This is a genomic window from Brevibacterium sp. S111, from assembly GCF_004745075.1.
Classification (GTDB): Bacteria; Actinomycetota; Actinomycetes; order Actinomycetales; family Brevibacteriaceae; genus Brevibacterium.
In genome coordinates, this window is sequence record NZ_RHFH01000001.1 from 397,049 (window position 1) to 423,553 (window position 26,505).

The following is a 26,505-nucleotide window of genomic DNA, read 5'->3' on the forward strand; positions in this document are numbered from 1 at the left end:
AAAGATCATGTCGAACACCATAGATTTCGATGTGTCGATGAACTTCGTCCCCCGCGCCCATCGTCCGGCCAAACCCCGCAACCGCGGGATGACCGAGATCCGCGCCCCTTATTATTCGACCTACGGCACTCGCCATCTCCAGGACGTCTTCGACGTCGCAGGGCAGTGGATCGACGGCATCAAGTGGGCCGGCGGATCCTTCGCCCTCGTCCCACCCGAACAGGTCCGAGCTTTCAGCGAGATCGCTCATGAGAACGGTTCGTATGTGTCTTCAGGCGGTTGGATCGAGACAGTCCTGCGCTTTGGCGATGACGCGGTCGACCAGTATCTCAAGGAGGCGAAGGAAGTCGGCTTCGACGTCATCGAGATCTCGACCGGATTCATCATGCTCCCGACCTCAGGACTCGAACGCCTCGTCGACAAGGTCGTCAAGGCCGGGCTCAAGGCCAAGCCGGAGCTGGGCATCCAGATCGGCTCGGGAGGAGACTCGGGCGAAGCCGAGCTTGCCGCGGAATCAGCGAAGGACATCGGCGATCTCGTCGACCGCGGCAAGCGGGCGCTCGATGCAGGCGCATCGATCATCATGATCGAATCCGAAGGAATCACGGAGAACGTCGACGGATGGAACACGGCCGCAGCCGCCTCGATCATCAACGGTCTGGGGCTGGAGAACGTCATGTTCGAGGCCGCCGACGGTCCGGTCTTCGAGTGGTACATCAAGAACTACGGCAACGAATGCAATCTGTTCGTCGACCACTCGCAGATCCTCCAGCTCGAGGGACTTCGCCAGAACATCTGGGGCAACAAGTCCACCTGGGGACGGGTGATCAACCCGGCACCGTGAGGTGACGCTCGTGAACCGAACCTGCTGAAGTGCGCGCGGGGTGCCTGCCACCCCGCGCGCTGCTGCGCTCCCGCCGGCTCCCGCCGCCCGCCTCCGCTTTGTCCTATCACCCCTCCCTTCGCCCGCTCCTCCCATTCATCGAGAATGACATCGCTTCGTGTCAGTGACTGGGCGCACACTGAGAGGACGAGACAGGCAAGGAGGCCACGGTGCCAGAACTTCAGACAGATGTCGCTATCGTCGGCGCGGGACCCGCGGGGCTCATGCTCGCCCACCTGCTTCACAATGCAGGCATCGACTCAGTCGTCATCGACAATCGCAGCCGCGACGAGATCGCCCACACCCACCGTGCCGGAATCCTCGAGGCAGGATCCGTGCGGATGCTCGAAGCCGCAGGAGTCGATTCCCGCGTGCACACCGACGGGCACCGCCACGACGGCATCGACATCCGCGTCAACGGCACTTCGAACCATTTCGACTTCCCTGAGCTGGTCGGCGAGTCCGTCTGGCTCTATCCGCAGAACGAAGTCTTCGTCGACCTCGCCGCCGCCCGCGAACGCACGGGACGCCCGATCTTCTACTCGGTCGCGGATACCAGCCTGCGCGATATCGAATCCGACAAACCCTGGGTCTCGGCCCGGACCGCGGACGGTGAAGACCTGCGCATCAGCGCCCGCTACGTCGTCGGCGCCGACGGCTCCCGCGGACCCTGCCGCGCCATGATCCCCGAGGGCACCCGGCAGCGGTTCTTCCACGAGTACCCCTTCGCCTGGTTCGGCGTCCTCTGCGAGGCCCCGCCCAGCCACGAAGTCCTCATCTACTCCCGCTCCGAACGCGGCTTCGCGCTCATCTCCCAGCGCTCCGAGACCGTCCAGCGGATGTACTTCCAGGCCTCCCCGGACACGAACGTCGCAGACTGGTCCGATGACCGCATCTGGACCGAACTGCAGGCCCGGGTCGACGGTCCCGACAACTTCGAACTCAAGACCGGACCGATCATCGACAAGACGGTTCTGCCGTTCCGATCCGCCGTGACCGAACCGATGCAGCACGGTTCGCTGTTCCTCGCCGGCGACAGTGCCCATACGGTTCCGCCGACCGGCGCCAAGGGCCTCAACCTCGCGTTCGCCGACGTCGCGGTGCTCGCCCCCGCCCTCACCTCGGCGCTGAAGGACTCCGACGCCGAGGCGCTGGCCGGCTATTCGCAGACCGCGACCACACGGGTATGGAAGGCACAGAACTTCTCCTACCAGATGACCCGGATGCTTCACACCGACCCGACTCAGGACGCCTTCGAAACGAAGCGCAGCCTCGGCGAACTCCGTTCCATACTCGATTCCGAGCACGGTCGCCGCTACCTGGCCGAGTGCTACACCGGCTGGCCCCATGGCTGAGCCGCTCCCCCCACCGCCCCCCACCACGACTCCCACCGAAGCAGAAAGGTTCGACGATGAGTCCACAGCAGAACACGGATACCGACGAATCCACCGAGGCGTTCACCTCCCCGGTCGTCATCGATCAGGCCGTGAAGGGCCCCGATGACGCCGCCGAGTCTCAGGCGACGCTCTCGGCCGAGATCGCTGACATCGAATCGCAGCACAAACAGGACGTCGCCGCCGGGAAGAAGGCCGAAACCCAACCGCGACTGAACTACGCGCCTTACCGGTCCTCGATCCTGCGGCACCCGACGAAGGACCCCCGCCACACGGACCCGGAGACCATCGAGCTCTTCTCCCCCGCCTTCGGCCACCGTGATATCGGCACCCTCGAATCGGATCTGACCATCCAGGCCGACGGCGAACCCATCGGCGAGCGTATCCGCGTGACCGGTCGCGTCCTCGACGGTGAAGGACGGCCCGTGCGCAACCAGCTCGTGGAGATCTGGCAGGCGAACTCGGCCGGTCGCTACATCCACAAACGCGACCAGCACCCGGCTCCGATCGACCCGAACTTCACCGGTGTCGGTCGCACCCTCACCGGCGATGACGGCTCGTACTCCTTCACCACGATCAAGCCCGGTCCTTACCCGTGGAAGAACCACCACAATGCATGGCGGCCCGCCCACATCCACTTCTCCCTCTTCGGGTCCGAGTTCACTCAGCGGATGATCACCCAGATGTACTTCCCCGGTGACCCGCTGTTCGCCCTCGACCCGATCTACCAGTCGATCACCGATCAGAAGGCCCGCGACCGCCTCGTCGCAACCTACGACCACAACATCACCGAGCACGAATTCCTCATGGGCTACAACTGGGACATCGTGCTCACCGGAGCGAACCGGACCTGGATGGAAGAAGAGGACGATGACTGACTCCACCGCAACCCCTGACCTGACAGCGACGCCTGGCCAGACCGTCGGCCCCTTCTACGGCTACGCGCTGCCTTACGACCACGACAGCGAACTCGTCCCTCCCGGTTCGGCACGCGCCGTGCAACTGACCGGCACCGTCTTCGACGGCGCGGGCGACCCGGTCCCCGATGCGATCCTCGAGATCTGGCAGCCGGACGAGAACGGTGAGGTTGTTCGTGCGTCGGGATCGCTGCGCCGCAATGGGTTCACCTTCACCGGTTTCGGCCGTGCCGCCGTCGACCCCGAGGGCGAGTTCAGCTTCTCGACGGTCAATCCCGGCCCCACCGAGGAGGGCAAGGCACCGTTCATCAGCGTCGTCATCTTCGCCCGCGGCCTGCTCAATCGCCTGTTCACCCGCATCTACCTGCCCGAGGACACCGCTGCGCTGGCCGCCGATCCTCTCCTGTCCTCCCTCGAGGAGTCCGAGAGAAACCGCCTCATCGCCACCCGAGGGGCTGACGGATCGCTGCGTTTCGACATACGGTTGCAGGGTGCGGAGGAAACACCGTTCCTCCGGTTCCCCAGCCACGAGGACTGACACCCATGACGGACACCGCCCACACCCGCTTCCTCTTCGCCCCCGGCGACCTGCGCGGCGCTGAAGCCATCGATGATGCCGCGCTCATCACCGCGATCGGCCAGGTCGAGACCGCGTGGATCGTCTCGCAGGCACGGGTGGGGCTGGTGTCCTCCGAGATCCGCGCCGAGGTGGCCGCCGCCATCGATGCGACCATCAGGCAGCTCACCGACGATCACGCCGAGCTCCAGACCCTCGGTGAGAACTCCGAGGCGGGCGGCAACCCGGTCATCCCGTTCCTCGCCCTCGTCCGCGCTCGACTCTCCCCCGAGGCCTCCCGCTGCCTGCACCGGGGGCTGACCAGCCAGGACGTCATCGACACGGCGATCGGTCTGCTCGTCTCCCGCGTCGTCCGACAGATGCAGGCCCGTCTCGAAGTCATCGGCGCCGCCCTCGTCGACCTCTCCGAAGCCCATGCCGAGACACTGTGCCTGGCCCGCACGCTGACGCAGCCGGCGCTGCCGACGACCTTCGGCCTCAAGGCCGCGACCTGGGCCGCCGAGGTCATCGAAGTCCAAGCTCAGGCGCCGTTCGTCGATTATGTGCAGGTCGGCGGGGCTGCCGGCACCCGCGCGGCGATCCGCTGGTTCGCCGGCGACTCGACCGAATCGCTGCTGCGCGAATTCCATATGCAGATGGTCGGCCCCGATGCCGCGCTCACCCAGATCCCCGTCCCCTGGCACACCGACCGAGTGCGCATCCTGTCCTGGGGCTCCCACCTGACCCAGTGCGTGACCGTGGGCGCGTCGATCGCCCGCGACGTCCTTGTCGGCGTCCGTGCAGAGATCCGGGAGCTGTCCCTGGCCGCCACGGGCGGATCCTCGGCGATGCCGCACAAGTCGAACCCCACCTCGGCGGTGCTCCTCCACCGCAACGGAATGCGCGTGCCCGGTGCACTTTCCACCCTGACCACGGCTGCGGCCGAAGCGGTCGAGGAACGCTCGGACGGCGCCTGGCATGCCGAATGGCCGGCCCTGTCCGAACTCATGACCTTGGCGATCTCGTCTCTGATCCTCCTCGATGAGATGGTCGCGGGGCTGAGCGTCAATCCCGAAGCCATGCGCGCGAACCTCGACGCCGCTGGTCCGGGCATCTTCGGCGAGAAGCTGGGCATCGTCTTCGGCGATCGGCTGACGAAGGAGCAGCTTGCGGCGATCACCGCCCCCGGAACCGATCCCGTGGCCGCACTGCGTGAAGCGGTCGGAGACGAGAACGGAGTCGAGGACTTCTTCACACCCGAGTCCTACCTCGGAGAGGCCGAGGACATCCGCCGCACCATCCTCGCCGCCATCGACCAATCCGGACCGCAGGAGATCGACCTGCCGGCCTTCGACTGAGACAGACAGCTGACCGAGACACCGACTGAGAAAGTGACATCCATGGAGCTCACCGCATCCGTACTCGCCGCACCCCGGACACCGTCCGATGAAGCGCGGGTCCTCGTCGTCCTGCCGTCCCTGGGCACCTCGGCCGCCGCCCTGTGGCAGCAGGCGGCCACCGAACTCGGCGGGCTCAGCCCGGAGACGACGGTCATCGGCATCGATCTTCCCGGTCACGGCCGGTCAGCCGCACTCGGCGTCCCCACCGACACTGCGGTGGCCCCACGGATCGCGATGTCCGATCTCGCCGAGGCGGTCCTTGCCACCCTTGATCGGGTTCTTCCCGATGTGGCGGGAGCCGGGGCACCGGTCGACCTCGCCGGGGACTCGATCGGTGGAGCCATTGCTCTGCAGCTGGGTCTTGATCACGGCGGACGCTTCGGTCGCATCGCCGTGTTCTGCACGGGTGCGAAGATCGGCGAGGCGTCGGCATGGGAGGAACGTGCACAGACGGTGGCGACTTCCGGCACGCCCACCCAGATCATCGGTTCGGCGCAGCGGTGGTTCGGTGAGGGGTTCATGGACCGTGAGCCCGAAGCCTCGGCCGCGCTGCTCCACTCGCTGCAGGACGCCGACCGACATTCCTACGCCGCTTTGTGCTTCGCTCTCGCTGACTTCGACGTCCGCGAGCGCCTGCCCGAGATCTCCCGTCCGCTGCTGGCCGTCGCCGGGTCCGAGGACCTGCCGACACCGGCGACGAAGCTCGCCGAGATCGCGAACGCGGTTCCCGGCGCCATGCTCGAAGTCATCGAAGGTGCCGCGCACCTCGTGCCGGCCGAGGCTCCGGCCGTGACAGCAAGCCTGCTCGACGATTTCCTCCGCGGGAAGGGACTCGGCGGCAGCGCCGGCAGTGGAACCGGTGCAAGCGCTGCCGGCGTGGCAGGCGGCGTTGAAGCGGGACTGCCGACGGCTTCAGGGCCGCGGGAGGCGAGCCGAGATGACGTCCGTGAAGCTGGGATGACCGTGCGCCGTCAGGTGCTCTCCGATGCTCACGTCGACCGGGCGAATGCGAAGGTCGACGATTTCACCGCCGATTTCCAGGATCTCATCACCCGCTATGCCTGGGGCGAGATCTGGACCCGCCCCGGCCTCGAGCGGCGCATGCGCTCGGCGATCACGCTCACGGCCATGATCGCCGGCGGCCACGAGGCCGAACTCGCCATGCACGTCAAAGCCGCCGTCCGCAATGGCCTGACCCGCGACGAGATCAAAGAAGTGCTGCTTCAGTCGGCGATCTACTGCTCGGTCCCGAGCGCGAACACCGCATTCTCCGTCGCCTCACAGGCGCTGGCGGAATACGAGGCGGAAACGGGAGCAGGGGCGAAAGCAACGAATCCGGAGACGAACGCAGACTGAGCGTTCGCCCGGAACGGGCGGCCGCCTCGGCGAGGGTGCAGGTTCTGCCTGCGGCTGTTCGAATCGTCACATTGGGTCGGTGGGACTACCGGTCGGCACCACCCGGGCAATAGGCTGGTGCGGTTGCGGTCAGCGGCGCATTCCGTCTCCGTTGCCCTGCGTTCACCCCCGTCGTCCCACCGAAGGATCTCCATGAGTGACGCTCCGGTCTCCCGCGGAGTCTACAAATTCGCCGTCTTCGCCCTGGCGGTCGGTGCCTTCGGCATCGGGGTGACCGAATTCGCGACCATGGGACTGCTGCCCCTCATCGCCGAAGATCTCGGCATCACCGTGCCCCAGGCCGGCCACGCGGTGTCCTTCTACGCCATCGGCGTCGTCATCGGTGCACCGCTGATCACGACGATCGCCGCGCATATGGATCGGAAGAACCTCCTCCTCGGGCTCATGGGCCTCTTCGCACTGGGCAATATCGCCTCGATGCTCGCGCCCACCGCCGGACTGTTCAACATCGCCCGCTTCGTCAGCGGCCTGCCCCACGGTGCCTACCTGGGCATCGGCGCCGTCGTTGCGGCCTCGCTCGTACCGGTCAACCGACGAGGTCGGGCGATGTCGCGTGTGATGCTCGGTCTGACGATCGCGAACATCTTCGGCGTTCCCTTTGCCGCGGCGCTCGGCAACCTTCTGGGCTGGCGCAGCGCCTATGCCCTGGTGGCAGCGTTGGGGATCCTCACCGTCATCATGGTGGCCATCGCGGTGCCGCGGGTGAAACTCGGCGCAGTGCCCTCGGCTCGCGGTGAGATGAAGGCCCTGGGGCGGGCGCAGATCATCCTCACCCTGCTCGCCGGGTCGGTCGGCTTCGGCGGCATGTTCGCCGTCTACACCTACATCACCCCGACCATGACCCAGGTCGCCGGAGTGCCTGAGGTCGCGATTCCCTGGGTGTTGGCCGTCTACGGTCTCGGCATGACCGCGGGTTCACTCATCGCCGGGCCTCTGGTCGACAAGTCCATCGAGCGCTCGGGAATCGGCGGGATGATCCTCTCCGCCCTCGTGCTCTCAGCATTCGGCGCCTTCACCCACATCGCCGCCATCGCGATCATCGCGATCTTCCTCATCGGCATCGCCGGCTCGATGATCACCACGTCACTGCAGATGCGGCTGCTGCGCGAATCCCACGACGCCCCGAGCCTGTCCGCGGCCATGAATCATGCCGCCTTCAACCTCGCGAACGCGCTGGGCGCCTGGCTCGGCGGCATCGTCATCACCGCCGGTCTGGGATACCGTGCTCCGGCCTGGGTGGGCGTGGGGCTCTGCCTGGCCGGCCTCATCGTCCTCACCATCGCCATCATCCTCCGCCGAGGCGGCTCCCCCGACCCGAGAGCTCGGTCATCCGTCGAGATCTGACCCCGCGGCCTCTGCCGCGGACCGGGTGGGGTGCAGAAACACGCATGTGCGAAGCCGTTTCTCGACACGCCACCCGCTTCTCGATGAGGCGCTGCTCAAACAGTGGTCACTATCGGATAGTTTTCGCGCCGGAAAGTATCCGAAAGCGACCCGAAATTGAGTGCCGATACGATGAAGGCATGGATCATCTCGCGCAGAGTCGCCCGCACGCCCTGACCCACCGTTCGAAATCGATCGCACTGTTGGCCCTGGCGATCTTCGCCATCGTCGCACTGTTCACCCTGACCGGGTGCGGCTCGTCGGATTCGGACGCCGACTCTGCCGATGGTTCGGCCGGTTCCGGCTCATCAGGCGAGGCCGCCTCAGGCACCTGCTCCTACCCCGCCGACGAGCAGTCCGCGGCGAAAGAGGTCAAGGCCCCGGCAGAGAAGCCGAAGGCCGAGGACAGTGTGGATGCCACGATCAAGACCTCCGCCGGCGACCTGGCCGTCGTCCTCGACGCCGAGCGCGTCCCCTGTACCGTCAACAGCTTCTTATCGCTGGCCGATCAGCAGTACTTCGATGACACCGACTGCCACCGCCTGACGACCGAAGGCATCTTCGTCCTCCAGTGCGGCGACCCGACCGGCACCGGCAGCGGCGGCCCCGGATACTCCTTCGCCGATGAGCTCGACGGCTCCGAAACCTACCCGGCCGGCACCCTGGCCATGGCAAACGCCGGACCCGATACGAACGGTTCGCAGTTCTTCGTCGTCTACGACGACAGTTCGCTGCCCCCGGACTACACCGTCTTCGGATCCCTCGACGAAGCGAGCACGAAGACCGTCGCCGACATCGCCGCGAAGGGCACGGACTCCGGTTCCGGAGACGGTGCACCGAAGGAGAAGGTGACCATCACCGGCATCACGGCAGCGCAGTGATCGTCAGCCCGGTCGATTACTCGGACGACCTATAGATCTCAGCCTATGAGACCTCGAGCCCGCGATTCGTGAGACGCGCGTAGTCTCGTGTCGTCGCCGTCGACGCTGTGCCCGCACAGCGCCGGCGGCCTTTTCCATTGACACGAGCACCATCCGCCCGTGCCTGCATTCACGAAACAGCGGAGCACAACGACACCATGTCCACTGAAACACAGCCGGGGAACCCCACCCCATCGCCGGATCCCTCGGCCGCGACCGACGCCATCGCGGCGACCAGGAAGAACAACACCCGCGGCAAGGTGCTGACGGCCTCGATGGTCGGCACCACGATCGAGTTCTTCGACTTCTACGCCTATGCGACTGCTTCGTCGCTGGTCTTCCCGGCCCTGTTCTTCCCCAATCAGACCTCGACGACGCAGCTTTTGAGTTCGTTTGCGATCTTCGGCGTCGCCTTCGTCGCCCGCCCCCTCGGCTCGATCATCTTCGGTCACTTCGGCGACCGGGTCGGCCGGAAGAAGACACTCATCGCCTCACTGCTCATCATGGGCATCGGCACCTTCCTCATCGGGCTTCTGCCCACGGCCAGCACTCCGGGCTGGGTCGTCCTCGCACCGCTGTGCCTCGTCCTCCTGCGCTTCTGCCAGGGTGTGGGCCTCGGCGGCGAATGGTCGGGCGCGGCCCTGCTGGCGACCGAGAACGCTCCGAAGGGCAAACGCGCCGTCTGGGGCACCTTCCCGCAGCTCGGCGCCCCGGTCGGCTTCATCATCGCGAACCTCCTCTTCGTCGGCCTGAACTCCTGGACCTCCCCCGAGGCCTTCCTTGCCTGGGGCTGGCGCATTCCGTTCCTGCTCTCGGCCCTGCTGGTGGCCGTCGGACTCTACGTCCGCCTCTCCCTCATGGAGACTCCGGCGTTCCAGCTGGTCGCGCAGAAGCAGCAGATCTCCAAGGCCCCGATCGGCCGTGTCTTCGCCACGAGCTGGAAGCCGCTCGTCCTCGGCACATTCATCATGCTCGCGACCTACGTGATCTTCTACTTCATGACCGCGTTCACCCTCACCTACGGCACTTCCCCGGCCAACCCCGATCAGGCGAAGACCGCCGCCGAGGCGGCCGGACAGTCGTTCGATCCCGCAGGCTTCGTCGCGGGGCTGGGGTACACGAAGAGCGAGTTCCTCACCTATCTCATCATCGGTGTCGTCTTCTTCGGAGTCTTCACCGTCGTCTCCGGACCGCTGGCTGAGAAACTGGGACGTCGGAAGATGCTCATGGGCGTGACCGTCGCCATCGCCGCCTATGGACTCGTCGTCAACGCTCTGTTCAACGCCGGCACCGTGGGCGTGGTCATCGCCCTCATCGTCGGCTTCATCCTCATGGGGCTGACCTTCGGTCCGATGGCGGCCTATCTGCCCGAGCTCTTCCCCGCCAACGTCCGCTATACGGGTTCTGCGGTGTCCTACAACATGTCCAGCGTCATCGGTGCCGGGCCTGCGCCCTTCGCCATGGTGGCCCTGTGGCAGTACGAAGGCGGCACGATCTTCTACTGCGGCCTCTACATCATCGCCGCAGCGATCCTCACCTTCATTGCGCTGTACCTGGCCAAGGACACCTCGGAGATCGACATGGAGGATCAGCTCAGCTGAGGTTCTGATCCGAACACCGCAGCGAGTGCCCTGCTCGCCGCTTCGAGGCCCGACCCCGTCTTCGGCGGTCGGGCCTCGTCGTCTCTGGAACCGCGGCTGCCAACACTACGATTTGGCAACGACCGCCACGATGCGGGTCACCACACCCATTGTGTGACTCAGTTCACGGTAGGATTCCTCACAGAGACTGTTCAGACATCGAGGCCTGAACAGGCCGTTTGCGTGACAGCTCCGTCACCGACTCACTGGAGGAACCATGAAACGACGCTTGCCCCTGGCCACTGTGGCTGTCGGCGCCATGCTCGCCCTGTCCGCCTGCGGCGGTGGAGGCGATTCCGAACCTGCAGCGACTGCCGAAGGGGGGCGTGCCTCTCGTTGAAGAGGGCAAACTGACGACCTGCACCCACCTGTCCTACCAGCCGTTCCAGTTCGAGAAGGACGGCGAGGTCGTCGGCTTCGACGTCGACATCGTCGATGCCGTGGCGAAGAAGCTCGGCGTCGAGCAGGAGATCGTCAACGTGCCGTTCGAGCCGATCACCGCTGGAGCCTCCTTCGCCCAAGATCAGTGCGATGTGGCCGCCGCAGCCATGACGATCACGCCTGAGCGCGAGGAAGCCATCGACTTCTCGGATCCCTACTTCCCCGCCAATCAGGCGATTCTGACCAGAGATGACAAGACCGCCGACGATGAAGCAGGACTGAAAGACTTCAAAGTCGCCGCCCAGGCAGGCACCACCGGGCTCGACTACGCCACCGAGCACTTCAAGGACGCCGAAGTCATCACCTATGAAGATCTTCCGCTCTCACTCGAAGCGCTGAAGAACGGTCAGGCAGACGCCGTCATCAACGACAACGGTGTGCTCTATGACTATGCCGCGAACAACGACGGCTTCGCTGTCGGTTTCGACATCGACACCGGTGAGCATTACGGCATCGGCATGAAGAAGGGCAATGCGGAGATGAAGAAGGCCGTTGATGACACTCTCAAGGAGATCAAGGACAACGGCGAGTACGACTCGATCTACGAGAAGTGGTTCGGCGACGCTCCGAAATGATCGACCGTAATCCATCGGCCGGCCGCGGCGTCAGTGCCGCGGCCGGCCGTCTCGTCGGCTGAGCGCGAACTCGCCACCTGCACTTCACCTCCACCGGCGGTCACCACCGCCACCGCATCAGAAGGACAACACCCATGTCATCACACCATGTGACTGGAGACGGCGACCGGACCGGCACCGACATTCCCGTCGCCACTGCGACTCCCAAAGCGAAGATGAGCAAACGCCAGAAGGCGAAGATCTCGCGCGGGATCCAATACGGCATCCTCATCGTCATCGCCGCCGTCATCGCGGTCGTCGCCGATTGGCCCACACTCATCGATACCTTCGGCCGCGTCGATATCGCCATCGGCATGTTCCCCGAGGTCATCACCAAAGCGCTGAAGAACACCGTCGTCTTCACCGGCCTCGGCTTCGTTCTGGGATTGGCGATCGCCATCGTCCTCGCCCTCATGCGGCTGTCCTCGGTCGGCGTCTACCGCTGGCTGGCATTCGTCTACACCGAATTCTTCCGCGGGCTGCCGGCTCTCGTCGTCTTCCTCGTCATGGGCTTCGGTCTGCCCCTGGCCTTCAAAGGCTTCAACCTCCCACAGCTGATCATCATCATGATTGCGTTGGCCCTGGTGTCGTCCGCATATATGGCCGAGACGATCCGTGCCGGCATCCAGGCCGTTCCCAAAGGGCAGGTCGAGGCGGCCCGCTCTTTGGGAATGTCGTCCTCGCGGGCGATGTTCACGATCGTCCTGCCACAGGCGATGCGGATCATTCTGCCGCCGCTGACCAACGAACTCATCCTGCTGACGAAGGATTCCTCGCTCGCCTACATCCTCGGCTCCTCCGTCGACGGCCGCGAGCTGACAGCACTCGCCCGAGCCGAGATCGTCAATACCGCGAACCTCACCCCATTCATCGTGGTCGCCCTCTGCTACCTCGTGATCACAATCCCGCTGTCGTATCTGTCACGGGTGCTCGAACGCAAATACGGTTCCGCCGATTCAGGAGTGAAATGATGACCGACTCAGCAACCACCTCGGCGCGGGCCACGGCGACCCCGATCATCTCGATCCGCAACCTGCAGAAGAGCTTCGGGTCCAACCAGGTGCTCACCGATATCAGCCTCGACGTGAGCAAGGGCGAAGTCGTCTGCGTCATCGGCCCCTCGGGATCGGGAAAGTCGACGATGCTGCGCTGCATCAACACCCTCGAGGATCCGACAGGAGGGTCGATCGTCGTCGACGGGATGGATATGACCGACCTCGACCTCGACATCGATGCCGCTCGCACGCGAATCGGCATGGTCTTCCAGTCCTTCAACCTCTTCGGCCACCTCACCGTGCGAGAGAACCTCACGGTCGCCCAGATCAAGGTGCTGCGCCGGTCGAAGGCCGAGGCCGACAAGGTCGCCGAGGCGAACCTCGCGAAGGTCGGACTCTCCGAGAAGATCGAGGCCAAGCCCTCGTCACTGTCCGGCGGCCAACAGCAGCGGGTGGCGATCGCTCGAGCGCTGAGCATGGATCCGGACGTGATGCTCTTCGACGAACCCACCTCGGCGCTCGACCCCGAGACCGTCGGCGATGTCCTCCAAGTCATGCGCAACCTCGCCGAGGCGGGGATGACGATGGTCGTCGTCACCCATGAGATGGAGTTCGCCCGTCAGGTCGCCGACCGTGTGGTGTTCATGGACGGCGGTGTCGTCGTCGAAACCGGACCGGCCAAGGAGGTTATCGGGGATCCACAGGAGCAGCGGACGAAGGACTTCCTCTCCCGCGTGCTGCACCCGGGACAGCTGGGTTAGCGCCGCGAGTCTCCGAGAGGACCAGTTGGCTTCGAGAGATCCGGTTGCAAGCGGGCCGCTCGAAGCCAACTGGTCCTTTCGACATCGCCTCAGCCTCCGAGGTTGGCGATTTCGGCGCTGATCCGCTTGAACTCCCGTGCCCGGAAGAGGTCCGCCCATACGAGGTTGAACACCCGGAAACCGGCGTTGAGGAGCCTCATGTGTCGTTCGTGGTTCTCGATGCTCGCCCGGTCGGGGCCCTTTTCGCTGAGGTAGTACTTGCCGACACCATGGAACTCCGCGATCACGGGCAGACGCTCGTGCCTGAAGTCGTTACGCGCAAGCCACGCTCCCGCCTCGTCGAAGGTGTCGACCTGCGGCTGCATTCCGGTGATGCCGAACCGGAAGAACTTCACCGCGCACAGCGACTCTCCCGGCGACTCATGCCGTTCATCTGCGAGCTTGAGTGCCTGAACCGCATCCCTGCATCCCCGTCTTCCTCGTACGATCCCGCTCGACAGGTCCTCGATCGAGGCATCGCCCCGGCGCAGAGCGGCCGAGATGATCGGAACCGACGTCTCCAAGCTGTAGTCATTTGCGATGTCGAGCAGCGTCCGTAGGATCGTCGTCACAGGAAGGTCGGCGACGGCAGAGGCGTCGTCGGCGGGGAGCTTCCGTTCTCGGATTCGGATCGTCGGCTTGCTCCGGTGGAATCCTCGTCGAATCGCCTCGGCGACATCCGTGGCAGGAAACGGTGGGTCGAGCCCATGGATGACTGCGGCAGAGATGTGTGAGAACACCGCATCCCGCGGCAGGTCGTCGGCGTGAGAGCGGATGAGGATCTTGAGCCTCTCCGTGTCGTCCCGAATGTCGCCGTAGGTGCGCGGGTGTTCGGTTGCAGAAGCTTCGTGGACGAGCCGCAGCGGCTCATGCCCCACCTGGGAACAGCTTCGACGCAGCACGAAACGACCTCGCCGCACTCGCTCCAGACAGCACTCGAGAGCATCGCGTATGCCTGCATCGGTGAAGCCGAGTTCACGGAGCTCCTTGGCACTGAAGACCGATACCATAAAGCAATTATGTGCATCACTTGTCAGCAAATGCAATCAAACGAACTAATCTTCTGGACGGAGCTCTGACGAGGTCATCCAGTTTCGAGCGCCGAATGTCAGCGAGCGGACCACTGAGCGTCGAAAGGACCGGTTGCAACTGGTCCTTTCGACGCTCAGTGGTCCGTTGGGGGTAGAAGCGACGCTGAGTGGTCCGTTGGGCGACGAGTCGGCGCTGAGTGGCCCGTTGGACGTAAGGGCGACGCTGAGGGGCCCGCTCGGTGGCGAGCGCTGGGCACGCGAGACCGAACACTCGGCACCGGACGTCTCGCCGCCTTAGCTCTGGGCGCCCTCGACCACCTTCGGCAGGATCACGCGGTAGCCCAGGCGCGGGTCATAGCCGTGGATCTCACGGGTGTCCAGCGCCGACATGAAGTCGAGCACCTCGACGGTGATGATCTGCCCGGGCACGAGCACCGGGAAGCCAGGCGGGTAGGGAGTGACGAACCCGGCCGAGACCGGCTGCTCACCTCGCTCCACGCGTCGGCGCAGCTCGTGCGGGAGCACATGCTCGATGTTCTTCCGGCGCAGACCGGCATAGTAGGCGCGGCGCAGGTCCCCGTCGGGCAGCTGCTTCGACGGGTCGTCGGCAGGCACCTCGGCGGCATAGTCGGGGGCGAAGGCACTGAAGTCCGGCAGCGAAGGCATCACCGCGGCCGGCTCCGTCAGCGCATCCTGCTCCGGGGCCTCGTGCGGGTCGTTGAACATCCCGGCCAGTTTGACGAGGACCTCGATGAGATAGGCCACGGCCGAACGGGAGGTGCCGATGTTCGTCATGAACAGCACCGTGTTCCGGCTCGTCTTGTTCACCTGGATGCCGTAGCGGTCCATAAGGTGCTCGTGCTTGAACGTGTCTCCGTCGACCCCGGTACCGGAGATCTCGACGGTGATGCGGCTGGGGTCGACGACGAATTCGTCGCGGACCCAGGCGTCCCACATCGTCGACAGGCCATCGCGCAGCGGCATCGTCCGATCCGTGACCCGGTACTCCTCAGGGATGAGATCGGCGGCGGTGAGGACCTTGAATGTCTTCTTCAGCAACGGGTGCCGAGCGATCGCCGACGACAGGCTCATCGCCAGGTCGAGCTGCTTCTGCACGAGCGCGAAGCCCTCCATCTCCACCTGCCTGCGCCCGAGGTCGAGGGAGGCGAGGATCTGATAGTTCGGCGAGGTCGAGGTGTGCGTCATGTACGCCTCGTGGAAGGCCTCCTCGGCGCCGGCGGCGAACTCCTGATCGTAGACGTGGATCATCGAACCCTGGCGCAGCGCGGTCAGCGTCTTGTGCGTCGACTGGGTCGCGTACACGCGGATCGTCGCGTCCGGCGGCGGCAGCAGGTCCTCTTCCAGCCACACCGCATCGGGGGCCGGGGCACCGGTCTCGGGGTCGAACAGGCGCTTCTGCTGCTCTCGGTACGCCGCGGCATGGGCATTGGTGGACAGGGTGTCCTCGAGGGTCTCTGCGGCGACCATGGCGGTGCGCTTGCGGGTGACCGGGTGGAACCGGGCGAAGGCGAACCAGGCTTCGTCCCAGAGGAAGACGAGGTCGGGTTTGATCGCCAGGCATTCGGACATGACCTTGTACGGGTCGTAGACGATGCCGTCGAAGGTGCAGTTGGTCAGGGTGATCATCCGCACCTCGTCGAGGCGGCCGGCTGCCCGGTAGTCGAGCAGCAGCTGCTTGATCCGACTCAGCGGAACCGCCCCGTAGAAGGCGACATCGTTGAGCGGGTAGGCCTCGAGGTACGCGGTGCGCGCACCGGTGAGCATGAGCGCGTGGTGGTGGGACTTGTGGCAGTTGCGGTCGACCATGACCACTTCTTCGGGTGAGACGACGGCCTGGTGGACGATCTTGTTCGCCGTCGAGGTGCCGTTGGTGACGAAGTAGGTGCGCTTGGCGCCGTAGGCTCGCGCAGCCAGCGCCTGCGCCTTCTTCAGCGTGTGCACCGGAGCCAGCAGGGAGTCGAGCTCGCCCGAGGTGGCGCTGGATTCGGCCAGCAGCAGATTGAGCCCATAGAAGTCGACGAAGTCCCCGATCCACTTCGACCCGACGACCGATCCGCCGCGGGAGACCGGCAGGGCGTGGAACACGCCGGCCGGGCGGCGCGCATGCTCACGGATGGCGTCGAAGAACGGGGTGTCGTAGAGATGCTGGATGCGTCGCAGCAGCGACAGGTGCAGTTCGAACTGGTCTTCACGGCGGAAGACGCGCCGGAACCGGTGGGTCAGCGCCCCGGCGAGACTTTCGATGTGCGCACCGGCCATGAGGTAGAGGTCGAGTTCCGGGCGCAGGTTCGCCAGGGTGTCGGCCAGACGCAGCACTCGGCGCACCGAGTTGAGCGGGCTCATCGGGGCCGTCGGAGATTCCTTCGTCGAGGTGTGCGCGAACTCGATGGAATCGCGCAGATCGCGGCTGAGCACCTCGCGGGTGTCGTCGGTGAACCCGGGACGGATGACGCAGGCGAGCAGGTTCGGGTTCGTCAGGGCCGCGGCGACGGCGTCATCGGCAGTGGGGACGATGACGTAGTCGTAGATGAACTGGTCAGAGGCGTTGCGGAGTTTGAGCAGGTCGGTGTGCAGCTCGTCCCTGCCGCCCTCGGTGGTCTCATCGACGATGAGCACCTCGAAACGGGGCCGGGTGTCCTGCCGGTCTTTGATCTCGGCGCGCTCGTCCTCGGTCAGGTCGTCCTCGCCCGTGTCGGGCACCGTGGTTCCACGCAGCCGGTTGACGGCCCGGGTGATCATGTCATGTGCCCGGTCGAATTCGCCGTTCGAGAGCAGCTCGGTGATCTCTTCGACGTAGCGCTGCCCGAAACCGCCCCAGTAGAGCTCGATCGTCTTCAGCGAGCGCAGGGACCGCCAGACCTCGCCGTCTTCGGCGATCATCGAGAAGTCTCCGCCGCTGACGGCCAGACGCTTGATCGCGAACTTCAGGTACTCCCAGGCATCGGAACGCAGCCGCCAGGTACTCGTCGGCATGCCCGGATCCCGTTCGAGCTGTGCCTTGCGCGGCTTCGACTGGAACCCTGCTCGACCGCGCCTTCCGTCGGCACCGCGTTCGGTGAAGTCGAGCGCCTGCGCCGATTCTTGGTCGGAGTCGATGCCGGTCATGCGTATGCCTCCTGGCTGTCAGTCCTCTTCCGTCGTCTCTGCGACGACGGTTCCCTGCTCATGGGTTCAGGCGGCGGGCCGCACTGATTCCGTTGTTGCACGATCATACGACCTCACACAGGCGAATGTTCCTGGTGGGGACCTCGTGAGACAACAACAAGAGCGAAAAGGATGATAAGCATTGAGTATGGATACCTCCGCGTCGCTTTCCGCAGGCCACCTCATCGTCGAGGAACTCGAAGCTCACGGGGTCCGCCGTGCCTATCTTGTGCCCGGCGAATCCTTTCTCGACGTCCTCGACGGGCTTCATGATTCGGCGATCACCCCGATCGTCTGCCGTCAGGAAGGCGGGGCCGCCTATATGGCCGTCGCCGAGGGGCGGATGACCGGTGTGCCCGGCATCGCCATGGTCACCCGCGGGCCGGGTGCCTCGAACGTCATGGTCGGCGTCCACACCGCTTTCCAGGATGCGACTCCGCTCGTCGTGTTCGTCGGCCTCATCCCCACCGCTCATCGCGGTCGCGAGTCGTTCCAGGAATTCGACCTCAACGGCTGGTTCTCAACGACCGTGAAGAAGGTGCTCACCCTCGACGACCCGGCCAAGGCCGCCGAGGTGGTCGTCGACGCCATGCACACCGCCGTGAGCGGTCGGCCGGGTCCCGTCATCGTCGGCCTGCCCGAAGAGGTGCTTGTGCAGGCGAGCTCCGGCCGGGTGCTGCCGCCGCGTGTGCTCGGTTCGGCCTCCCCCTACGCCGGAGACGTCACGGAGCTGCGTGCCCGCATCACCGCCGCCGACCGCCCCGTGCTCATCATCGGCGGCGAGGACTGGTCGCCGGCGACCTCACGACGCATCGCCCAATGGTCGCGCGACCGCGGCATCGGCGTGCTCGGCACCTTCCGCGCCTACGACGGCATCGACCACGACAGTCCGAACTTCCTCGGCATGCTCGGCTACGGGGCCACGCCCGTGGCCGAACGCGTCCTCGCCGAGGCGGACCTGCACATCTTCCTCGGCTGCGTCCGCACCGATGTGTCCACCGACGGCTTCACTCTGGGCACGGATCAGCGCACCGTCGTCATCGGTCCCGATGCCGACGCACACGGTCACTTCGGTCGCCTCGACCAGCACATCGTCACCTCGGTGTCGCGCTTCGCGCAGAGTCTGTTCTCCGAGGACGGGTCCCGGACGTATTCGGTGTCCTCGGACGGGTCGATCGACGAACCGCCCCTCGGTGATGCCCTCTCCGAAGCGGCCGGGGACACGGTTCCGCTGCCGGACTGGGTGAGGCAGGCGCGGGCCGAACTCGATACGTGGCGCGAACCTCAGGTCGACGGTTCCACGGACGGGCGGGCCGCCTCGGCGGGGTATGTCGACATGGACGAAGCATTCATCCACGTCAGAGACCTGCTTCCGGACAACGCGCTCATCACCTACGGAGCGGGGAACTTCTCCGGGTGGGCGACGAGATTCCTGCCCTCGCACGGGTTCCCCTCCGTTCTGGGACCGCGCAACGGGTCGATGGGATTCGGTCTGCCGGCCGCGGTCGCCGCCGGGCTCGTCCACCCCGAACGGGCCGTGTTCTGCATCGCCGGGGACGGGGATTTCCTTATGAACGGCCAGGAGATGGCCACGGCGGTCCAGTACGGGGCCGATATTACCGTCGTCGTCAACGACAATTCGGTCTTCGGCACCATCCGCGGCCACCAGGACAGGGAGTACCCGGGCCGGGCCACGGCCACGGCGCTGCAGAACCCGGACTTCGCGGCCATGGCCACGGCCTTCGGCGGACTCGGCATCCGCGTCGAGCGGACGGAGGACTTCCGGGACGCCTTCGCACGGGCGCTTGAGCACAAGGGGCTCTCACTCGTCCACTGCACCACCGACCCGTCCGTCCGCAGGGCACGCCTGCCGTGAACGCTGGGCCGGCCCGCTGTGAGCACTGGGCCTGCCGTGAAGGCGGGCGGGGCGGGCCGTGAACCAATGAACGAACTGGTGCCGAACCTGACTAAGGTGACTGCATGAGAATCGACGCGATCTTCACCGACCTCGACGCCCACACTCTCGACCCGGCGCGCCCGCGGGCGCAGAAGATCGGGGTGTTCAACAACCGGATCATCGGCTTCGACGAGGAACTCGACGGCGTCAGTGCCGACCGGGTCGAGTCCTTGGGCGGGGCGACGGTGCTGCCGGGCTTCAACGACGTCCACTGCCACACCGCGTGGTTCGGCCTCACTCTCGCCTCCGTCGACGTCACGGCGCTGCCGGGCGGGCTGTCCGATGTCTACGCCGCGCTCGAGAAGGCCGCGGCCACGACCCCGGCTGGGGAGTGGATCGAAGCCACGGGGTTCGCCCACCGCGACTACGACGGGGAGTACCCGGAGCTGGCCCGCCTCGACGAGATCACCGCAGGCCGTCCGCTGTTCATGCGGCAGACTTCCGGGCATGCCGCGATCGTCAACACCGAGGCGATGCGCCAGGCCGGGATCCTCGCCGACGGCTTCGAAGAGCCCGTCGGCGGCAAGGTCGTCCGCGACGGTGCCGGCCGTCCCACGGGGCTGCTCGAAGAGACGGCGCAGGCACTCGTGCAGGATCTCATCCGACCGTATTCGCTCGACACCCTCGTCGAGGCGATCGACCTCGCCACCGCGTACTACGCGAAGGAGGGCATCACGTCCTTCGGCGAGTGCGGAATCGCCTACGGGTGGATCGGCCACTCCCCCATCGAGATCAGCGCCTACCTGCGCGCCCGGGACGAGGGCAGACTCCGGGCCCGTGCCCAGCTCATGCCGCAGGCCGACGGGCTGCATCCGATCGCGGCGAACTCCGCCGACGGGTTCGGCATCGGTCTGGATGCGGGGCTGCGCACCGGCCTCGGCGACGATCTTCTCTCGATCGGTCCCGTGAAGTTCTTCATGGACGGAGCGATGTCCGGTGAGACCGCGGCGATGCGGGAGAACTATGCGGGCAAGGACCATCCGGGTTACCTGCAGGACGATGCCGCGGTGCTGCGCAAGCAGATTCTGAACACCTACGCCTCCGGGTGGTCGGTGGCCGTGCATGCGATCGGTGATGCCGCTGTCGATGCGGCGATCGAGAACATCGTCGACGCACAGAAGCGCTTCGGGCGGCGGTCGGTTCCCAACCGCATCGAACATGCGGCCATGGTCCACGACGAGCACCTGGCGACCTTGGCCGAGCACGGCATCGTCGTGACCCCGCAGGCGGCCTTCGCCGAGGGCATCGGCGACGGGATGAATGCGTCCCTGGGGCCTGAGCGGCGCCGCCTGCTCTACCGTGCGAAGTCCTTCATCGACGCCGGTGTGCCGATGGCGGGCAGTTCGGATCGGCCGTGTGCCGACGGCAATGTGCTGCGCGGCATCGAAGCGTATGTCACCCGCGCCACCCGCGGCGGCGACGTCATGGGTTCGGCCGCCGAATGCTTGAGCGTCGACGAGGCGATCGCGGCCTACACCTCGCAGGCGGCCATCGCTTCGGGACAGGGCGCGGACAAGGGCACGCTAACGCGGGGGAAGCTCGCGGACTTCGTCGCCCTCGAGGCGCATCCCGGCGAGGTCGCCCCGACGGAGATCGCGCAGATCCCGGTCCGCGCCACCGTCCTCGGCGGCGATTTCACCCACTCCACCCCCTAATTGCTACTTGACGGCGGCCCAGCAACCTCGCGCGAGGTTGCTGGGCCGCCGTCGGGTAGTTCTGGGAGGGTGTCAGCGGGAGAAGTCGAGGTCGGTGAGGACCTTCTCGAAGACTCCGAGGCCACGTTCGAGGTCCTCTTCGCTGATGTTGATCGGCGGGACCACGTGCAGCCGGTGATAGTTGTTGAACGGCACCACGCCGTGCTCCTTCAGCGCCGCGACCACCGAGGCGACCTCGGGCGAATCGCCGCCGTACGGCGCCAGCGGTTCCTTGGACTCCTTGTCCCAGACGAGTTCGATCGCCCAGAACGCGCCTGTGCCGCGGACTTCGCCGACGTGCTTGGAGTTCTCCGCGATCTGGCGCAGGCGCGGCCCGATGATGTTCTCCCCGATCCGAGCGGCATGGTCGACCATGCCCTCGTCCTCCATCGCATTGATCGTCGCGACCGCCGCCGCACACGCCAGCGGGTGCCCGGAGTAGGTGAGCCCGCCGGGGTAGACGCGTTCGGCGAAGGTCTCGAAGATCGCCTCGTTGATGACGACTCCGCCCAAGGGCACATAACCGGAGTTCACTCCTTTTGCGAAGGTGATGAGATCGGGGACGATGTCGAAGTGTTCGAAGGCGAACCATCTGCCCGAGCGTCCGAACCCGGCCATCACTTCGTCGGCGATGAACACGATCCCGTGCTCATCGCACAGCGCCCGCACTCCCTGCATGTATTCGGGGCTGGGGATCATGATGCCGGCGGTGCCGGGGATCGATTCGAGGATGATCGCCGCGATCGTCGACGGACCCTCCAACTCGATGGTCCGGCGCAGGTGCTGCAGCGCTCGCTCGGTCTCCTCCACCTCGGTGGCGGCGCTGAACTCGGAGCGGTAGAGGAAAGGCCCGAAGAAGTGGACGACTCCGGAGTCGCCGCGGTCGCTGGCCCACCGCCGGGGATCGCCGGTGACGTTGACTGCCGTCTCCGTTCCGCCGTGGTAGGAGCGATAGCGGGAGAGGACCTTGTGCTTGCCGGTGTGGAGGCGGGCCATGCGGATGGCGTGTTCGTTCGCATCCGCGCCGCCGTTGGTGAAGAACACGCGGTCGAGCCCGGCCGGAGTGCGGTCGGTGATGAGCCGTGCGGCTTCCGAACGGGCGGCGTTGACGGTGGCGGGGCTGATCGTGCACAGCAGGTCAGCCTGGTCTTTGATCGCGGCCACGACCTTCGGGTGCTGGTGACCGATGTTCGTGTTCACCAGCTGCGAGGAGAAGTCGAGGAACTCCCGGCCCTCACCGTCGACGACCGTCGAACCAGACGCTCGGGCAACGGTCGGTGGATCGATGAGCCGCTGGGCCGACCAGGAGTGGAACACGTGCGCGCGGTCGAGCTCATGGGCTCGGGCGGATTCGTCCTTGATCGCTGCGAGATCGACGTCGTTGAGTCGGTGCACCATTGTCACCCTTTCGCTGAAGAACCCGGGATGAGCGCGTGAAGTGCGCTCGTGAGGTCATCGTAGATCAGTTTCGGCTACAGTGACGACCATGTCTTATCGGACGATCACCCGCAGTGTCGAAGCCGAGATCGAGATCAGGAAATCCCGCTTCCTCACCCGCCTCTCCCCCGTCGCCGACGAGGCCGAAGCCCGCACGGTCATCGCCGAGGCACGTGCCGAGCATCCGAAGGCCCGCCACCACTGTTCGGCGTTCGTGCTCGACGTGGATTCGCGGACACAGCGCTTCAGCGATGACGGGGAACCGGCGGGAACCGCGGGCGCCCCGATCCTCGATGTGCTCACCGGGCACGGTCTGACCTTCGTCGTCGCGGTCGTCACCCGGTACTTCGGTGGGACCCTGCTCGGCGCGGGCGGGCTCGTGCGCGCGTACGGTCAGGCCACCTCGGAGGCGGTGGATCGGGCAGGAATCGTCACCCGGCTTGAACGCGTCCCGGTGTCCGCGGCCGTCGACTACGCCCAGGCCAATGCCCTCGAGCGGACGGCCGGGAACCGGGGATGGACGACGCGGGCTAAGTACGGTGGTGACGTCGGACTCGATATTCTCGTCCCCCTCGCCGAGGTGGATCTGGCGTTGGCGACATACGCCGACCTCACCGCCGGTCGGGCGGAGCCGACGGTCGGTGAGGTCGAATGGGTGTGAGCCGAGAGATCAGCCCGAGAGCACTCAGTCGAGTGCGGCGATCTTCGCGACCTGCGCGTTCGTGAGCATGACGAGGTCCTCGGGACGGATCTCGATCTCGAGGCCGCGGCGGCCGGCGGAGACGAACACGGCCGAATGTTCGAGCGCGGTGCGGTCGATGACGACGGGCACGGCATGGCGCTGCCCGAACGGGGAGACTCCCCCGACGGGGTAGCCGGTGCGGCGTTCGGTCTCGGCGACGCCGGCCAACTGGGCTTTCTTCGATCCGCGCGCGGAGGCCAGGGCCTTGAGGTCGAGCTGTCCGGAGACGGGCACGAGCGCGGTCACGGGAGATCCGTCGACCTGGATCATCAGGGTCTTGAACACCTGGTCGGAGCCGACGCCGAGCTTGTCGGCGGCTTCCGAGCCATAGCGACGGGTGGCGGGATCGTGATCGAAGCTGTGCAGGCTGTATTCGATTCCTGCCAGATTGAGCACTCGCACGGCCGGGGTTGCCGCGCTGGTTGTCTTGGATGCAACTGTCATAAGGGGGTCGTGCCTCCTGCCCGCAGGTCTGCGGGACACGATAGGCGCAGCTGCCCAGGACCTTCTCTCCAGGCCCCGTGATCCCGCGTCGATACGGACGGAATTCTTGTATCGGTGCTGATGGGTACCCGCCCACAATAGGCGAAGTGGCGGCGCGTGCGCCAATTGCCGTCACGCGAAGCAATCTGCAAAGCAACCTGCCGGCAACCGACCCGAGAGCGTGCGCGACCCTCTGCTCAGCCCCAGCCGAGTTCGTGCAGCCGGTCATCGTCGATGCCGTAGAAGTGGGCGATCTCGTGGACGATGGTGATGACGATCTCGTCGCGCAGATGGTCGCGGTCGTCTGCGAAGTCGATGAGGTTGTCGCGGTAGATGAAGATGTTGTCGGGCATTTCGAAGCCCGCGATCCCCCGCTCCCCGATCGGCGTGCCGTCGTATAGACCGAGCAGGTGCCGGTCGCCGTCTTCCGGACGGCTCTCGACGAACAGGGCGACATTGTCCAGCTGCTCGGTCACCCCGGCAGGCAGGAGGTCGAGCGCCTCGTCGAGGATCGCGTCGAACTCCTCATCGCTCAGGGATTCCATGCCTCCTACTCTAGGTCGACGCCTCAGATGAACTCCACCGCAAGGGGGAGGTGCCAGGCGACGGTACTGCCTAGGGTGGAGGCGGCCGCATTTTCGACCCTCGGATTTCGACCCTCGGAGAGGACCAACGATGACCACCAGCAATCACCACGCGCGCACACGCAGGGAGACGGACCCGCAGTCTCCGACCTCGGTCTGGTACTTCATCGGCGCCGTCTTCGCCTTCACCCTCCCGAACATGCTCTTCGATGACTTCGGCGGTTGGCCGCGCATCCTGTTCCTCACCCTGGGCCTCATCGTCATGGTCGCCGGCTTCGTCCAGCTGCGGCGGGAGTTTCGCGCGAAGAGCCGGAGGGCTGAATCCCCTCGCCGAGGCGGCTGACCACCGGGGGCGAAACCACCGCCTCCCCCTGTGACGGAGGACACTCTGTTTCGTTTTGCATTCCGCGAATCGGGTGGGATAAGCTTAACGTCGTTGCCCACGGGGAATCCGAGGACAAACTAGGCCCCCATCGTCTAGAGGCCTAGGACACCGCCCTTTCACGGCGGCGACACGGGTTCGAATCCCGTTGGGGGTACGGTGTAGGATTGGAAAGTCCGACACCACAACAGATACACTGGTCACATCAGTTTGGCCCTGTAGCGCAGTTGGTTAGCGCGCCGCCCTGTCACGGCGGAGGTCGCCGGTTCGAGTCCGGTCAGGGTCGCGGAGCACAAAGGCTCTTCTTCGGAAGAGCCTTTGTTTCTCTCGACATACTTTGCGCATGTCGGCAATTCGGCTCTGTAGCTCAGTTGGTAGAGCGTTCGACTGAAAATCGAAAGGTCACCGGATCGACGCCGGTCGGAGCCACCAAGCAAAACCCCTGCTGCGGCGGGGGTTTTCGCGTATCCGAAACGCGACTCACGCTGCTCGCCACTTCTGATCGGCAACAGACCTTGTCTGATAGCGTGGCCCGGCGTGAGCCACGAACAGTCGCACCCGCCCCCGGACACGCACACCGACCGGACGCAGCAATCCGGCCCGGCTGACCGCATCGTCTCGATCGACGTCATCCGCGGCATCGCCATCGCAGGAATTCTGCTCATCAACATCCGCTACTTCCTGTCTCAGGCCGGTCAGGCAGACGAACCGGTCGGCACCGATGCGACGATCTGGCAGGTCGTCGATGATGTCGCCCTGGGCAAGTTCCATTTCGTCTTCGCCTTCCTCTTCGGCACCGGTGTCCACATATTCCTCACGCGGCTGCGAGCGAAGGGCCGATCGACGTGGGTCTACGTGCGCCGGATGCTCATCCTCATCATCGCCGGGGTGATCAACTCTGCCCTCGGCGGCATCGACGTGCTGGCTTCCTACGGGGTCCTCGCCCTCATTCTTCTGCCGCTGACCCTGCTGCCGAGGTGGTCCTTCGTGACTCTCGGCGTGGTGACCGCGATCGTCCCCGACGTGCTGCAGCTGGTCTCGAGTGCGGGCGGAGTCGATCTCCACCTTCCGCCCCTGCTGCTGCCGCTGCTGTCCTTTGCTCGGACCTTCGGACACATGGTGCTCGGATTCTGGCTGGCGGGTCTCGGCCTGTTCTCCTCACCGCCCCGAGCCTATGTCACCGGCATCTTCGCCCTCGGCCTCATCGGTTCGATTCCGCTCTGGATCTGGACCGGCAACACCGGCGTCGGATCCTCCGATGCTCACGAGATCGCCTTCCGCACCGCGATGGTCCCCGGCTTCATGTACGTCACCGGTCTGATCCTTCTCCTGCACACCCGCCTCGGCGCGAAAGGCCTGAGCTTTCTGCGCCTGTACGGACGGATGGCGTTTTCGAACTATCTGGGTCAGACCGTGATCTGCGTGCTCGTCCTCCCGCCGCTGACCTCACTCGGATACATCTCCGCCCCGGCAGGTCTCGGGATCTGGGCGGTCATCATCATCGCCCAGTGTGCGCTCTCCACCCTCTGGCTGCGTCATTTCCGCTACGGTCCCCTGGAGTGGGTGTGGCGGTGCGGCACCTACTGGGAGACCACGCCGCTGCGGTGGCCCGACGCTTCCCGACTCTGATCCCCCGTCACACGGCCCCCTTGATTTCACCGCCAACTGGAG

22 protein-coding genes, 3 tRNA genes and 1 pseudogene are annotated in these 26,505 nt (G+C 65.6%); 21 read left to right on the top strand and 5 right to left on the bottom strand.

Annotation, left to right across the window (positions count from 1 at the left end; all coding sequences use genetic code 11):
- Window positions 1-7: 7 nt before the first annotated feature.
- From EB836_RS01885 to EB836_RS01940, 13 genes and pseudogenes are all read left to right on the top strand, one after another.
- A complete protein-coding gene (locus tag EB836_RS01885) occupies window positions 8-844 on the top strand; it encodes a phosphosulfolactate synthase (protein WP_135537402.1) in 837 nt (278 codons plus the stop codon).
- 209 nt (window positions 845-1,053) lie between these two features.
- Complete coding sequence (locus tag EB836_RS01890; RefSeq protein ID WP_135537403.1) at window positions 1,054-2,238, top strand: 4-hydroxybenzoate 3-monooxygenase; 1,185 nt, start codon at window positions 1,054-1,056, stop codon at window positions 2,236-2,238.
- Between the two features lie 56 nt (window positions 2,239-2,294).
- Complete coding sequence (gene pcaH, locus EB836_RS01895; RefSeq protein WP_135537404.1) at window positions 2,295-3,155, top strand: protocatechuate 3,4-dioxygenase subunit beta; 861 nt, start codon at window positions 2,295-2,297, stop codon at window positions 3,153-3,155.
- Window positions 3,148-3,732 carry a protocatechuate 3,4-dioxygenase subunit alpha gene (gene pcaG / locus EB836_RS01900; RefSeq protein ID WP_135537405.1) on the top strand — a complete coding sequence of 195 codons (585 nt, stop codon included), beginning with the start codon at window positions 3,148-3,150 and terminating at the stop codon, window positions 3,730-3,732. Before pcaH ends, pcaG begins: the two co-directional genes overlap by 8 nt.
- A gap of 5 nt (window positions 3,733-3,737) precedes the next feature.
- On the top strand, window positions 3,738-5,108 hold the full coding sequence (locus EB836_RS01905) for a lyase family protein (protein ID WP_135537406.1): 1,371 nt from the start codon (window positions 3,738-3,740) through the stop codon (window positions 5,106-5,108).
- A 42-nt stretch (window positions 5,109-5,150) separates the two neighbouring features.
- Window positions 5,151-5,939: pseudogene (locus tag EB836_RS18350) on the top strand (alpha/beta hydrolase); the annotation flags it as partial.
- Window positions 5,940-6,050: 111 nt separating this feature from the next.
- A complete protein-coding gene (gene pcaC / locus EB836_RS18355) occupies window positions 6,051-6,506 on the top strand; it encodes a 4-carboxymuconolactone decarboxylase (RefSeq protein WP_240689548.1) in 456 nt (151 codons plus the stop codon).
- 192 nt (window positions 6,507-6,698) lie between these two features.
- Complete coding sequence (locus EB836_RS01915) at window positions 6,699-7,910, top strand: MFS transporter (RefSeq protein WP_135537408.1); 1,212 nt, start codon at window positions 6,699-6,701, stop codon at window positions 7,908-7,910.
- A 179-nt stretch (window positions 7,911-8,089) separates the two neighbouring features.
- Complete coding sequence (locus EB836_RS01920; RefSeq protein ID WP_135537409.1) at window positions 8,090-8,830, top strand: peptidylprolyl isomerase; 741 nt, start codon at window positions 8,090-8,092, stop codon at window positions 8,828-8,830.
- A 197-nt stretch (window positions 8,831-9,027) separates the two neighbouring features.
- Window positions 9,028-10,470, top strand: coding sequence for an MFS transporter (locus EB836_RS01925; protein ID WP_135537410.1), 1,443 nt, complete (start codon window positions 9,028-9,030; stop codon window positions 10,468-10,470).
- Window positions 10,471-10,835: 365 nt separating this feature from the next.
- Window positions 10,836-11,525 (top strand): basic amino acid ABC transporter substrate-binding protein, encoded by a 690-nt coding sequence (locus EB836_RS01930; RefSeq protein ID WP_205683271.1) that lies wholly within the window; start codon window positions 10,836-10,838, stop codon window positions 11,523-11,525.
- Window positions 11,526-11,740: 215 nt separating this feature from the next.
- Entirely contained in the window at window positions 11,741-12,535 is a 795-nt protein-coding gene (locus tag EB836_RS01935; RefSeq protein WP_135537515.1) for an amino acid ABC transporter permease, read from the top strand.
- Window positions 12,535-13,320 carry an amino acid ABC transporter ATP-binding protein gene (locus tag EB836_RS01940; protein WP_276606417.1) on the top strand — a complete coding sequence of 262 codons (786 nt, stop codon included), beginning with the start codon at window positions 12,535-12,537 and terminating at the stop codon, window positions 13,318-13,320. The genes EB836_RS01935 and EB836_RS01940 overlap by 1 nt, the downstream gene beginning before the upstream one ends.
- A gap of 89 nt (window positions 13,321-13,409) precedes the next feature.
- On the opposite strand, the gene EB836_RS01945 is transcribed toward EB836_RS01940, so the two are convergent.
- Window positions 13,410-14,369, bottom strand: a complete 960-nt coding sequence (locus EB836_RS01945; RefSeq protein ID WP_135537411.1) for a hypothetical protein — start codon at window positions 14,367-14,369, stop codon at window positions 13,410-13,412.
- Window positions 14,370-14,684: 315 nt separating this feature from the next.
- Entirely contained in the window at window positions 14,685-17,516 is a 2,832-nt protein-coding gene (locus EB836_RS01950; RefSeq protein ID WP_135537412.1) for an ornithine decarboxylase, read from the bottom strand.
- A gap of 187 nt (window positions 17,517-17,703) precedes the next feature.
- Here EB836_RS01950 and EB836_RS01955 point away from each other — a divergent pair, with 187 nt between their 5' ends.
- Complete coding sequence (locus EB836_RS01955; protein WP_135537517.1) at window positions 17,704-19,431, top strand: thiamine pyrophosphate-dependent enzyme; 1,728 nt, start codon at window positions 17,704-17,706, stop codon at window positions 19,429-19,431.
- Window positions 19,432-19,535: 104 nt separating this feature from the next.
- Window positions 19,536-21,167 carry an amidohydrolase gene (locus tag EB836_RS01960; protein ID WP_135537413.1) on the top strand — a complete coding sequence of 544 codons (1,632 nt, stop codon included), beginning with the start codon at window positions 19,536-19,538 and terminating at the stop codon, window positions 21,165-21,167.
- Window positions 21,168-21,239: 72 nt separating this feature from the next.
- Here EB836_RS01960 and EB836_RS01965 read toward each other — a convergent pair whose 3' ends face one another.
- Complete coding sequence (locus EB836_RS01965; protein WP_135537414.1) at window positions 21,240-22,604, bottom strand: aspartate aminotransferase family protein; 1,365 nt, start codon at window positions 22,602-22,604, stop codon at window positions 21,240-21,242.
- Window positions 22,605-22,692: 88 nt separating this feature from the next.
- Between EB836_RS01965 and EB836_RS01970 the strand changes: the two genes are divergently transcribed.
- Window positions 22,693-23,304 (top strand): YigZ family protein, encoded by a 612-nt coding sequence (locus tag EB836_RS01970; RefSeq protein ID WP_135537415.1) that lies wholly within the window; start codon window positions 22,693-22,695, stop codon window positions 23,302-23,304.
- A 24-nt stretch (window positions 23,305-23,328) separates the two neighbouring features.
- Here the strand turns inward: EB836_RS01970 and ybaK are convergent, their stop codons facing one another.
- Both ybaK and EB836_RS01980 read right to left on the bottom strand, forming a co-directional pair.
- Window positions 23,329-23,829 (bottom strand): Cys-tRNA(Pro) deacylase, encoded by a 501-nt coding sequence (gene ybaK / locus EB836_RS01975; RefSeq protein ID WP_135537416.1) that lies wholly within the window; start codon window positions 23,827-23,829, stop codon window positions 23,329-23,331.
- 236 nt (window positions 23,830-24,065) lie between these two features.
- Window positions 24,066-24,413: a metallopeptidase family protein gene (locus EB836_RS01980; RefSeq protein ID WP_135537417.1), complete on the bottom strand. Its 348-nt coding sequence runs from the start codon at window positions 24,411-24,413 to the stop codon at window positions 24,066-24,068.
- Window positions 24,414-24,543: 130 nt separating this feature from the next.
- Between EB836_RS01980 and EB836_RS01985 the strand changes: the two genes are divergently transcribed.
- The 5 genes from EB836_RS01985 to EB836_RS02005 all read left to right on the top strand — a co-directional run bounded on the left by EB836_RS01985 (window position 24,544) and on the right by EB836_RS02005 (window position 26,463).
- Entirely contained in the window at window positions 24,544-24,795 is a 252-nt protein-coding gene (locus EB836_RS01985) for a hypothetical protein (protein WP_135537418.1), read from the top strand.
- A gap of 123 nt (window positions 24,796-24,918) precedes the next feature.
- Window positions 24,919-24,991: transfer RNA gene (locus EB836_RS01990), tRNA-Glu, on the top strand.
- Between the two features lie 55 nt (window positions 24,992-25,046).
- A tRNA-Asp gene (locus EB836_RS01995) sits at window positions 25,047-25,120 on the top strand.
- A gap of 70 nt (window positions 25,121-25,190) precedes the next feature.
- Window positions 25,191-25,266 (top strand) — tRNA-Phe (locus EB836_RS02000).
- 105 nt (window positions 25,267-25,371) lie between these two features.
- The gene (locus EB836_RS02005; protein ID WP_135537419.1) at window positions 25,372-26,463 is read left to right on the top strand and encodes a DUF418 domain-containing protein; all 1,092 of its coding nucleotides are present in this window, start codon (window positions 25,372-25,374) and stop codon (window positions 26,461-26,463) included.
- Window positions 26,464-26,505: the final 42 nt, after the last annotated feature.

What these genes read in the sequence shown, in the direction of transcription:
- EB836_RS01885 (WP_135537402.1), top strand. Translation starts at nt 8, where the DNA reads ATGTCGAACACCATAGATTTCGATGTGTCGATGAACTTCGTCCCCCGC.
- pcaH (WP_135537404.1), top strand. Translation starts at nt 2,295, where the DNA reads ATGAGTCCACAGCAGAACACGGATACCGACGAATCCACCGAGGCGTTC.
- pcaG (WP_135537405.1), top strand. Translation starts at nt 3,148, where the DNA reads ATGACTGACTCCACCGCAACCCCTGACCTGACAGCGACGCCTGGCCAG.
- EB836_RS01905 (WP_135537406.1), top strand. Translation starts at nt 3,738, where the DNA reads ATGACGGACACCGCCCACACCCGCTTCCTCTTCGCCCCCGGCGACCTG.
- EB836_RS01915 (WP_135537408.1), top strand. Translation starts at nt 6,699, where the DNA reads ATGAGTGACGCTCCGGTCTCCCGCGGAGTCTACAAATTCGCCGTCTTC.
- EB836_RS01920 (WP_135537409.1), top strand. Translation starts at nt 8,090, where the DNA reads ATGGATCATCTCGCGCAGAGTCGCCCGCACGCCCTGACCCACCGTTCG.
- EB836_RS01925 (WP_135537410.1), top strand. Translation starts at nt 9,028, where the DNA reads ATGTCCACTGAAACACAGCCGGGGAACCCCACCCCATCGCCGGATCCC.
- EB836_RS01935 (WP_135537515.1), top strand. Translation starts at nt 11,741, where the DNA reads ATGAGCAAACGCCAGAAGGCGAAGATCTCGCGCGGGATCCAATACGGC.
- EB836_RS01940 (WP_276606417.1), top strand. Translation starts at nt 12,535, where the DNA reads ATGACCGACTCAGCAACCACCTCGGCGCGGGCCACGGCGACCCCGATC.
- EB836_RS01945 (WP_135537411.1), bottom strand. Translation starts at nt 14,369, where the DNA reads ATGGTATCGGTCTTCAGTGCCAAGGAGCTCCGTGAACTCGGCTTCACC.
- EB836_RS01950 (WP_135537412.1), bottom strand. Translation starts at nt 17,516, where the DNA reads ATGACCGGCATCGACTCCGACCAAGAATCGGCGCAGGCGCTCGACTTC.
- EB836_RS01955 (WP_135537517.1), top strand. Translation starts at nt 17,704, where the DNA reads ATGGATACCTCCGCGTCGCTTTCCGCAGGCCACCTCATCGTCGAGGAA.
- EB836_RS01960 (WP_135537413.1), top strand. Translation starts at nt 19,536, where the DNA reads ATGAGAATCGACGCGATCTTCACCGACCTCGACGCCCACACTCTCGAC.
- EB836_RS01965 (WP_135537414.1), bottom strand. Translation starts at nt 22,604, where the DNA reads ATGGTGCACCGACTCAACGACGTCGATCTCGCAGCGATCAAGGACGAA.
- EB836_RS01970 (WP_135537415.1), top strand. Translation starts at nt 22,693, where the DNA reads ATGTCTTATCGGACGATCACCCGCAGTGTCGAAGCCGAGATCGAGATC.
- ybaK (WP_135537416.1), bottom strand. Translation starts at nt 23,829, where the DNA reads ATGACAGTTGCATCCAAGACAACCAGCGCGGCAACCCCGGCCGTGCGA.
- EB836_RS01980 (WP_135537417.1), bottom strand. Translation starts at nt 24,413, where the DNA reads ATGGAATCCCTGAGCGATGAGGAGTTCGACGCGATCCTCGACGAGGCG.
- EB836_RS01985 (WP_135537418.1), top strand. Translation starts at nt 24,544, where the DNA reads ATGACCACCAGCAATCACCACGCGCGCACACGCAGGGAGACGGACCCG.